Source organism: Gemmobacter sp. (assembly GCF_016792925.1).
Taxonomy (GTDB): Bacteria; Pseudomonadota; Alphaproteobacteria; order Rhodobacterales; family Rhodobacteraceae; genus Gemmobacter.
The window spans coordinates 1-7,184 of record NZ_JAEULU010000221.1 but is presented as its reverse complement, the minus strand read 5'-3'; the positions used below and the strand labels follow the sequence as shown (position 1 = coordinate 7,184).

Below are 7,184 nucleotides of genomic sequence, written 5' to 3'. Positions count from 1 at the left end.
AAATATCCTCAGGGGGTGAGGCCGAAGGCCGAGGGGGCGCGAGCGCCCCCTTTTCTTTTGCGGCCCCCTCTTTGCTGCAACGCAGCTTGCGCTGGCCCCGGTTCCGTTTATCCTGCCTGCAACACAAAGGGTGCCGCAGTGCAGAAAACCGAGTTCCTCACCGATTTCACCGTCATCACGCCCACGGCGCAGATCGGCACGCCGCAGCATGGCTGGCGGGCCAAATGTTTGCAGCGGCTGGTGCGGCTGGAGCTGCCGGTGCCGGCCACGGTGGCCTTGCCGGCGGGGACGGTGCGTGGGATTGCGGCGGGGCAGATGGTGGATTGCCGCGCCATTCTGGAGCAGTTCGGCGAGGCGCCCCTGATCTCGGTCCGGCCCTCGCCCGAGAACCCCGATTGGGGCGGGCCTGCCACCATTCTCAACATCGGGTTCAATGCCGCGCGCCATGCCCGGCTGGTGGAGACGCATGGGCAGGCGGCGGCGGATGCGCTCTATCTGCGCTTCGTGCAAGGCTATGCCGTGCATGTGGCGCGGCTGGACCCGGATATGTTCGAGGGGCTGGAGCCGGGTGCGGCCAGTCTGCGCGACGCCTTGCGCAGCTATCAGATGGAAATGGACGAGCCCTTCCCCGAAGACCCCGCGCGTCAATTGGCCGAGGTGTTGCGCTCGATGGCGCGGGCCTGGGAGGGCACGACGGCGCGGCTGCTGCGTCAGGCCAAGGGCGCGCCGGCCGAGGCGGCTTTGGGGCTGGTGGTGCAACAGATGGCGCAGGGCATCGGGCAGGGGATTTCCGGCTCGGGGGTCATCCAGTTCGTCGATCCGGTCTCGGGCGATCCGCAGGTGAAGGGGCGGTATCTCGGCCAAAGTCAGGGCCGCGACGCCTTGACCAAGGGCGAGGCGCTGTATCTTACGCGCGACAAGCGCGGCCCTTCGCTGGAGGATCTGGCGCCCGAGGTCTTTGCCGATCTGCTGCGCCACGGGGCGATCTGCCGTCAGCGGCTGCGCGAGGAGATGCAGATCGAATTCACCATCGAGGATGGCAAGCTGTCGGTCCTTGATGCGGTGAAGGTGCAGCGCAATTCGCGGGCCGGGCTGAAGATCGCCGTGGCGCTGGCGCGCGACGGGGTGATCAGTCAGGCCGATGCCGTCTTGCGGGTGGAGCCGCGCGCGCTGTCGGAGCTGCTGCATCCGCAGGTCGATCCGCGCGGGCCGCGCGACGTGTTCGTGCGCGGCATTGCCGCCAGTCCCGGCGCGGCGGTGGGGCGCATCGTGTTCTCCTCGCAGGCGGCGCAGGCCTCGGCCTCGCGCGGGGAGCCGTGCATTCTGGTGCGGCGCGAAACCGCGCCCGAGGATATTCGCGGCATGCATTCGGCGGTGGGCGTGCTGACCGAGCGCGGCGGCATGACCAGCCACGCGGCGGTGATCGGGCGCGGGCTGGGCCTGCCCTGTATCGTGGGCGCATCGGATATGCGTCTGGATTCCAAGGACAAAAAGCTGATTGCCCGCGATGGGAGGGTGTTCCGCGAGGGCGATCTGATCACCATAGACGGCACCACGGGCGAGGCTTTGGTGGGCGCCGCCGAAATGCTGCCGCCCGCGCAGGACGATGCCTTCCGCCAATTGTTGCACTGGGCCGACGAGCTGCGCGACATCGGCATCCGCGCCAATGCCGACACGCCCGCCGATGCCCAGACCGCGCGGGATTTCCGCGCCGAAGGCATTGGCCTGTGCCGCACCGAACATATGTTCTTTGACGAGGATCGTCTGGTCGTCATGCGCGAGATGATCTTTGCCGACAGCCCGCAGGACCGGGCGGCGGCGCTGGCGCGGCTGCTTCCCATGCAGCGGGCGGATTTCGGGCAACTCTTTGACATCATGCAGGGATTGCCGGTGTGCATCCGGCTGTTCGATCCGCCCTTGCATGAGTTCCTGCCGCATTCGCGCGAGGGCTTGCGCGAGCTGGCCGAGGCGCTGGACCGCCCGCTCTCGGAGGTGACGCGGCGCGCCGAGGCGCTGGCCGAGTTCAATCCGATGCTGGGCATGCGCGGCGTGCGGCTGGGGGTGGTGCTGCCCGAGATCTATGACATGCAGGCCCGCGCCATCTTTGAGGCGACGGTGGAGACGGTGCGCGCGGGCACGCCGGTGGTGCCGGAAATCATGATCCCGCTGGTTTCGGCCCGGCGCGAGGTGGAGCTGGTGAAAACCCGGGTCGATCAGGTGGCGGCGGCGGTGCGGTCGCGCACGGGGGTGGCCTTTGACTACCGGCTGGGGGTGATGGTGGAAACCCCGCGCGCGGCGCTGCGGGCGGGCGAGATTGCCCAGCACGCCGCCTTCCTGTCTTTCGGCACCAATGACCTGACACAGATGACCTATGGCCTGTCACGCGACGATGCCGGGCGGTTCATGAACACCTATGTGCAGGAGGGCGTCTTTCCCGAAGACCCGTTCCATATCCTTGATGTGGACGGGGTGGGAGAGCTTTTGCATATCGGTGCCGAGCGCGGGCGGCGCACCCGCGGCGACCTGACGCTTTCGATCTGCGGCGAGCATGGCGGCAACCCCGAATCAATCGCCTTTTGCCGCAAGGCGGGCTTTGATTATGTCAGTTGCTCGCCCTATCGGGTGCCGCAGGCGCGGCTGGCGGCGGCGCATCTGGCGCTGACCGATCCGCGCCCCTGAAGGCGCGCCGCAATCAGGGTTAAGGCGTGAAAATGGCAGGAAAAACCCTGCTTTTCCTCTTGCATTTTCTGGCAAGGCCCAAAACGCAGTCTGGCGGAATTCCGCTGAAATCATGTGTCATTTTTGCCACAAGACTGGACAGCGGCGGCAAAATCAGGGTAAGCGCCGCCCCTGTTGCCGTTCGGAACGCCGCTTGCAGGCCCCGGACAGCGGCGTGAAACAGGACCGGGAACACGAGCCCATGCGCTTTGCGACAGTCTGGACGGCGGCCCTTCTGGGGGTCTTCGTCCTTCATGGCGCGGCCTTCGCCGATGTGACGGTGAGCCAGTCGAACGACCCCGCTGCCGGCCTCAATGGCCGGATGACCTCGCTGCTCGGGGTCGAGAAATCCGCTCTGGGGCAGGTGGCCCCGGCCAAGATGGCGGCGATTGCCGATGGCGTGGCGATGCCGCGTGCGGCGGCGGCGCCGCGGTCCGCCAGCAAACCGGCCCGGGTCAAGCCGGGACAGGTGAAGCTGCCGGGCGTGCTGGGCAGTGACCCGGCGCAGATCGACGCGCTGCCGCAGGCCAGCGGCGATGCGCAATGGCAATGCCTGGCCACCGCGCTTTATCACGAGGCGCGGGGCGAGTCGGTCAAGGGCCAGATCGCCGTGGCCGAGGTGATCCTGAACCGCGTCGACAGCCCGGCCTATCCGCGCACGGTTTGCGGGGTGGTGCAGCAGGGCGGCAATGGCGGCTGCCAGTTTTCCTTCACCTGTGACGGCCGGTCGGATCGCATCAGCGACCGCGCGGCCTGGGCGCGGGCGGGCAAGATCGCGCGCAGCATGCTGGATGGCGCGCCGCGCGTGCTGACCGCCGGGGCCACGCATTTCCACACGGTCAATGTCCGCCCCGGCTGGGCGCGGCGCTTTGACCGCACGGCCAGCATTGGCGCGCACCTCTTTTATCGGCAATAATGTCGCGCAGAGGCGCTTGCTTGCCGCGCTGGGGCAGGGCATGAGGGCCGGGCGCGGCTAGGGTCGCGCCAGTTCGACGCCTTCGGAGGGCATGATGACCAGCGATATCCGCCTTGCCTTTGCCCATCCCGAGGAACGCAGCCTGGCCTCGGCCAGCGCCGATCCGCGCGACCGCATTTCCTTGCGCGATCATGTGGTGGAGGCCGATATTGGCGCCTTCCAGCAGGAACGCGGGCTGAAACAGCGGCTGCGCTTCAATGTGGTGGTCGAGGTGCGCCCGGCGCCCACGCCGCTGGAGGATGATGTGGATCGCATCCTCTCTTATGACCGCATCACCGAATCCATCGCGGCCGAGCTGGCGGCGGAGCGGCTGAACCTTCTGGAAACCCTCGCCGCCCGGGTGGCGGAGCGGGTGCTGGAAGAACCGCAGGCCATGCGGGTTTTCGTGCGGGTGGAAAAGCTGGATCGCGGCCCCGGCGCGCTGGGGGTGGAGATCGTGCGGAGCCGCGCCGAGGCGCCCTTGCGCGCGGTCGATGCCTCGGGCGCGCTGCAATCGCTGCACCCGCTGGTGGTCTTTCTGGACAATGCGACGATTGCCGCCCCCGATCTGGCGGCGCGGCTGGATGGCTGGCAGGCGCGGGGCCTGCCGCTGATCCTCACCGTGGGCCTGCCCGACCTGCCGCGCGCAGAGACCGGCCACAAGCCGACGCAGCGCCGCATCGACCTGCTGGCCATCGAGCAAAACGCCTGGACGCTGGCGGCCCGCGATGACCGCTGCGTGGTGGTGGCGACCCGCACCGAGATCGACTGGGCGATGAAGAACGGCAAGACGATCGTCTGGGCGCCCTCGAAACTGGTGCTGGATGCCGTCGATGGCCCGCATTCGCGCGAGCCGGTGGCGCTGGCCCTGTGGCTGGCCGAGCTGACCGCCGCCGAGGGCTTCATCGTTCACGGCGATGTAACAGTTCCGGCGGGAAGCCGCGTGAGCGTGGAGCGGGCCTGAGGCCCGCACTTGTGCCGCGCGCCGCATCGGCCTAATGCCTGTGCATGACCTATTATCGCCCCATTCCCTGCCATGATGCCGCCCGGCCTGCGGGCGCCCTGCCGCTGGCGGGGGGCTGGCTGTGGTTCGACCGGGTGGAGGTGCTGCGCCGGGGCGCGGCCCCCGCCCTGATCGCCGCCGCCGATCTGCCCCCCGATGTGGCCGAGCGCCTGTCTGCGCCGCGCGGCGCTTTCGCAGGCCTTGCGATGGATCGCCCGCGCCTGATGGGCATTCTGAACGTGACGCCCGACAGTTTCAGCGATGGCGGCCAGTTCCTCGCGCCCGAGGCCGCGCTGCGCCAGGGCCGCGAGATGGCGGGGGCGGGGGCCGAGATCATCGACGTGGGCGGTGAAAGCACCCGTCCCGGTGCCGTGCTGGTGCCCGAGGGCGAGGAGATCGCCCGCACCGCCCCGGTGATCGCCGCCTTGCGGGCAGGCGGGATCGAGACCGCCATTTCCATCGACACCCGCAAGGCCGCTGTGGCCGAAGCCGCGCTGAATGCAGGTGCGAGCTTCGTCAATGACGTGTCGGCCTTCACCTTTGATGCCGGGTTGAAGCCGGTGGTGGCGGGTGCTGGCGCCCCGATCTGCCTGATGCACGCCCAGGGCACGCCGCAAACCATGCAGGCCGATCCGCGCTATGAGGATGTGCTGCTGGATGTCTATGACTTTCTGGCCGAAAAACTTGCCGAGGCCGAGGCGGCGGGCATCCCCCGCGAGCGGATCATGGTTGATCCCGGCATCGGCTTTGGCAAGACGCTGGAGCATAACCTGACGCTGATCCGGGGCCTGTCGCTGTTCCACGGGCTTGGCTGCCCGATCCTGCTGGGCGTCAGCCGCAAGAAATTCATCGGCACCATCGGGGGCGAGCAGGATGCCGCGCGCCGCGCCCCCGGCTCGGTCGCCGTGGCGCTGGCGGGTGTGGCGCAGGGCGCGCAGGTCTTGCGCGTGCATGATGTGTGGGAAACCCGTCAGGCGCTCAGCCTCTGGCGGTCCGTGACGGTGGGGATGTAAAGCATGAGCCGCAAGCTGTTTGGCACCGACGGGGTTCGGGGCCGCGCCAATACCTATCCGATGACCGCCGAAATGGCGCTGCGCCTTGGGGCCGCTGCCGGGCGGTTCTTCCGCCGCGATGGCAGTTCGGCGCATCGGGTGGTGATCGGCAAGGATACCCGGCTGTCCGGCTATATGATCGAAAACGCGCTGACGGCGGGTCTCACCTCCACCGGCATGAATGTGCTGCTCTTGGGCCCGGTGCCGACGCCGGCGGTGGGCTTCCTCACCCGGTCGATGCGGGCCGATCTGGGCGTGATGATCTCGGCCAGCCACAATCCGCATCAGGACAATGGCATCAAGTTCTTCGGCCCCGACGGGTTCAAACTGTCGGATGAGGCCGAGGCCGAGATCGAGGCGATCGTGGCGGGCGAGATCTTGCCCGCCCAGCCGCAGAACATTGGCCGCGCCAAACGGATCGACGACGGGCGCGGGCGCTATCAGGAATTCGTGAAAACCACGTTCCCGGCGGGGCTGCGGCTCGACGGGCTGAAAGTGGTGATTGATTGCGCCAATGGCGCCGCCTACAAGGCCGCGCCCGAAGTGCTGTGGGAGCTGGGCGCCGAGGTGATCCCGGTGGGCGTCACCCCCAATGGCACCAATATCAATGACCGCTGCGGCTCGACCCATACCCAGACGGCCGCGGAGGCCGTGGTGGCGCATGGTGCCCATGTCGGCATCAGCTTGGATGGCGATGCGGACCGGGTGATGATCCTCGACCAGAATGGCCGGGTGGCCGATGGCGATCAGATCATGGCGCTTCTGGCCGCCCGCTGGGCCGAGGAGGGGCGGCTGCGCGGCAATACGCTGGTCGCCACCGTCATGTCGAACCTCGGGCTGGAGAAATTCCTGAACGCGCGCGGTCTGCGGCTGGAACGCACCGCCGTGGGCGACCGCTATGTGGTCGAGGCGATGCGGCGCGGCGGTTACAATCTGGGCGGCGAGCAATCGGGCCATATCGTCATGACCGATTACGCCACCACCGGCGATGGTCTGGTGGCGGGGTTGCAATTCCTGTCGGAAATGGCGCGCACCGAGAAACCGGCCTCCGAGCTGGTGCAAAGTTTCGCCACCGTGCCGCAGCTTCTGAAGAACGTCCGCTATGGCGCTGACAAACAACCCCTTTCCGTGGAATCGGTGAAATCCCGCATCGCCGAGGCCGAGGCCCGCCTGAAGGGCAAGGGCCGCGTCCTCATCCGCAAATCCGGCACCGAACCCCTGATCCGGGTCATGGCCGAATGCGAGGATGAAGACCTGCTGAACGCCGAAGTGAACGCCATGGTCGCCGCCATCGAAGCGGCGGTGTAACCCCAAACCACCCGCTGCCCCTGCATTTTCTGTTCAAAAATATCCTCGGGGGGAGCCTCCCGCAGGGAGGCGTGGGGGGGCGGCACCCCCCCCACCCCCCCCCCCCCCCCACCCCCCCAAGGTCCCGGGCGCCCCCCCCCCGGGCGCC

Annotated in this window: 5 protein-coding genes; all 5 read left to right on the top strand. The window is 68.1% G+C overall.

Annotated elements, in window-relative coordinates; all coding sequences use genetic code 11:
* Nucleotides 1-138: 138 nt before the first annotated feature.
* The 5 genes from JNN06_RS10650 to glmM all read left to right on the top strand — a co-directional run bounded on the left by JNN06_RS10650 (nt 139) and on the right by glmM (nt 7,036).
* Nucleotides 139-2,679 carry a putative PEP-binding protein gene (locus JNN06_RS10650; RefSeq protein ID WP_291239570.1) on the top strand — a complete coding sequence of 847 codons (2,541 nt, stop codon included), beginning with the start codon at nt 139-141 and terminating at the stop codon, nt 2,677-2,679.
* Between the two features lie 214 nt (nt 2,680-2,893).
* Complete coding sequence (locus JNN06_RS10645) at nt 2,894-3,634, top strand: cell wall hydrolase (protein ID WP_291239569.1); 741 nt, start codon at nt 2,894-2,896, stop codon at nt 3,632-3,634.
* 94 nt (nt 3,635-3,728) lie between these two features.
* Nucleotides 3,729-4,637 (top strand): dihydroneopterin aldolase, encoded by a 909-nt coding sequence (locus JNN06_RS10640; protein WP_291239568.1) that lies wholly within the window; start codon nt 3,729-3,731, stop codon nt 4,635-4,637.
* Nucleotides 4,638-4,681: 44 nt separating this feature from the next.
* On the top strand, nt 4,682-5,689 hold the full coding sequence (gene folP, locus JNN06_RS10635; protein WP_291239567.1) for a dihydropteroate synthase: 1,008 nt from the start codon (nt 4,682-4,684) through the stop codon (nt 5,687-5,689).
* Between the two features lie 3 nt (nt 5,690-5,692).
* Entirely contained in the window at nt 5,693-7,036 is a 1,344-nt protein-coding gene (gene glmM, locus JNN06_RS10630) for a phosphoglucosamine mutase (RefSeq protein WP_291239566.1), read from the top strand.
* Nucleotides 7,037-7,184: the final 148 nt, after the last annotated feature.

What these genes read in the sequence shown, in the direction of transcription:
- folP (WP_291239567.1), top strand. Translation starts at nt 4,682, where the DNA reads ATGACCTATTATCGCCCCATTCCCTGCCATGATGCCGCCCGGCCTGCG.
- glmM (WP_291239566.1), top strand. Translation starts at nt 5,693, where the DNA reads ATGAGCCGCAAGCTGTTTGGCACCGACGGGGTTCGGGGCCGCGCCAAT.
- JNN06_RS10640 (WP_291239568.1), top strand. Translation starts at nt 3,729, where the DNA reads ATGACCAGCGATATCCGCCTTGCCTTTGCCCATCCCGAGGAACGCAGC.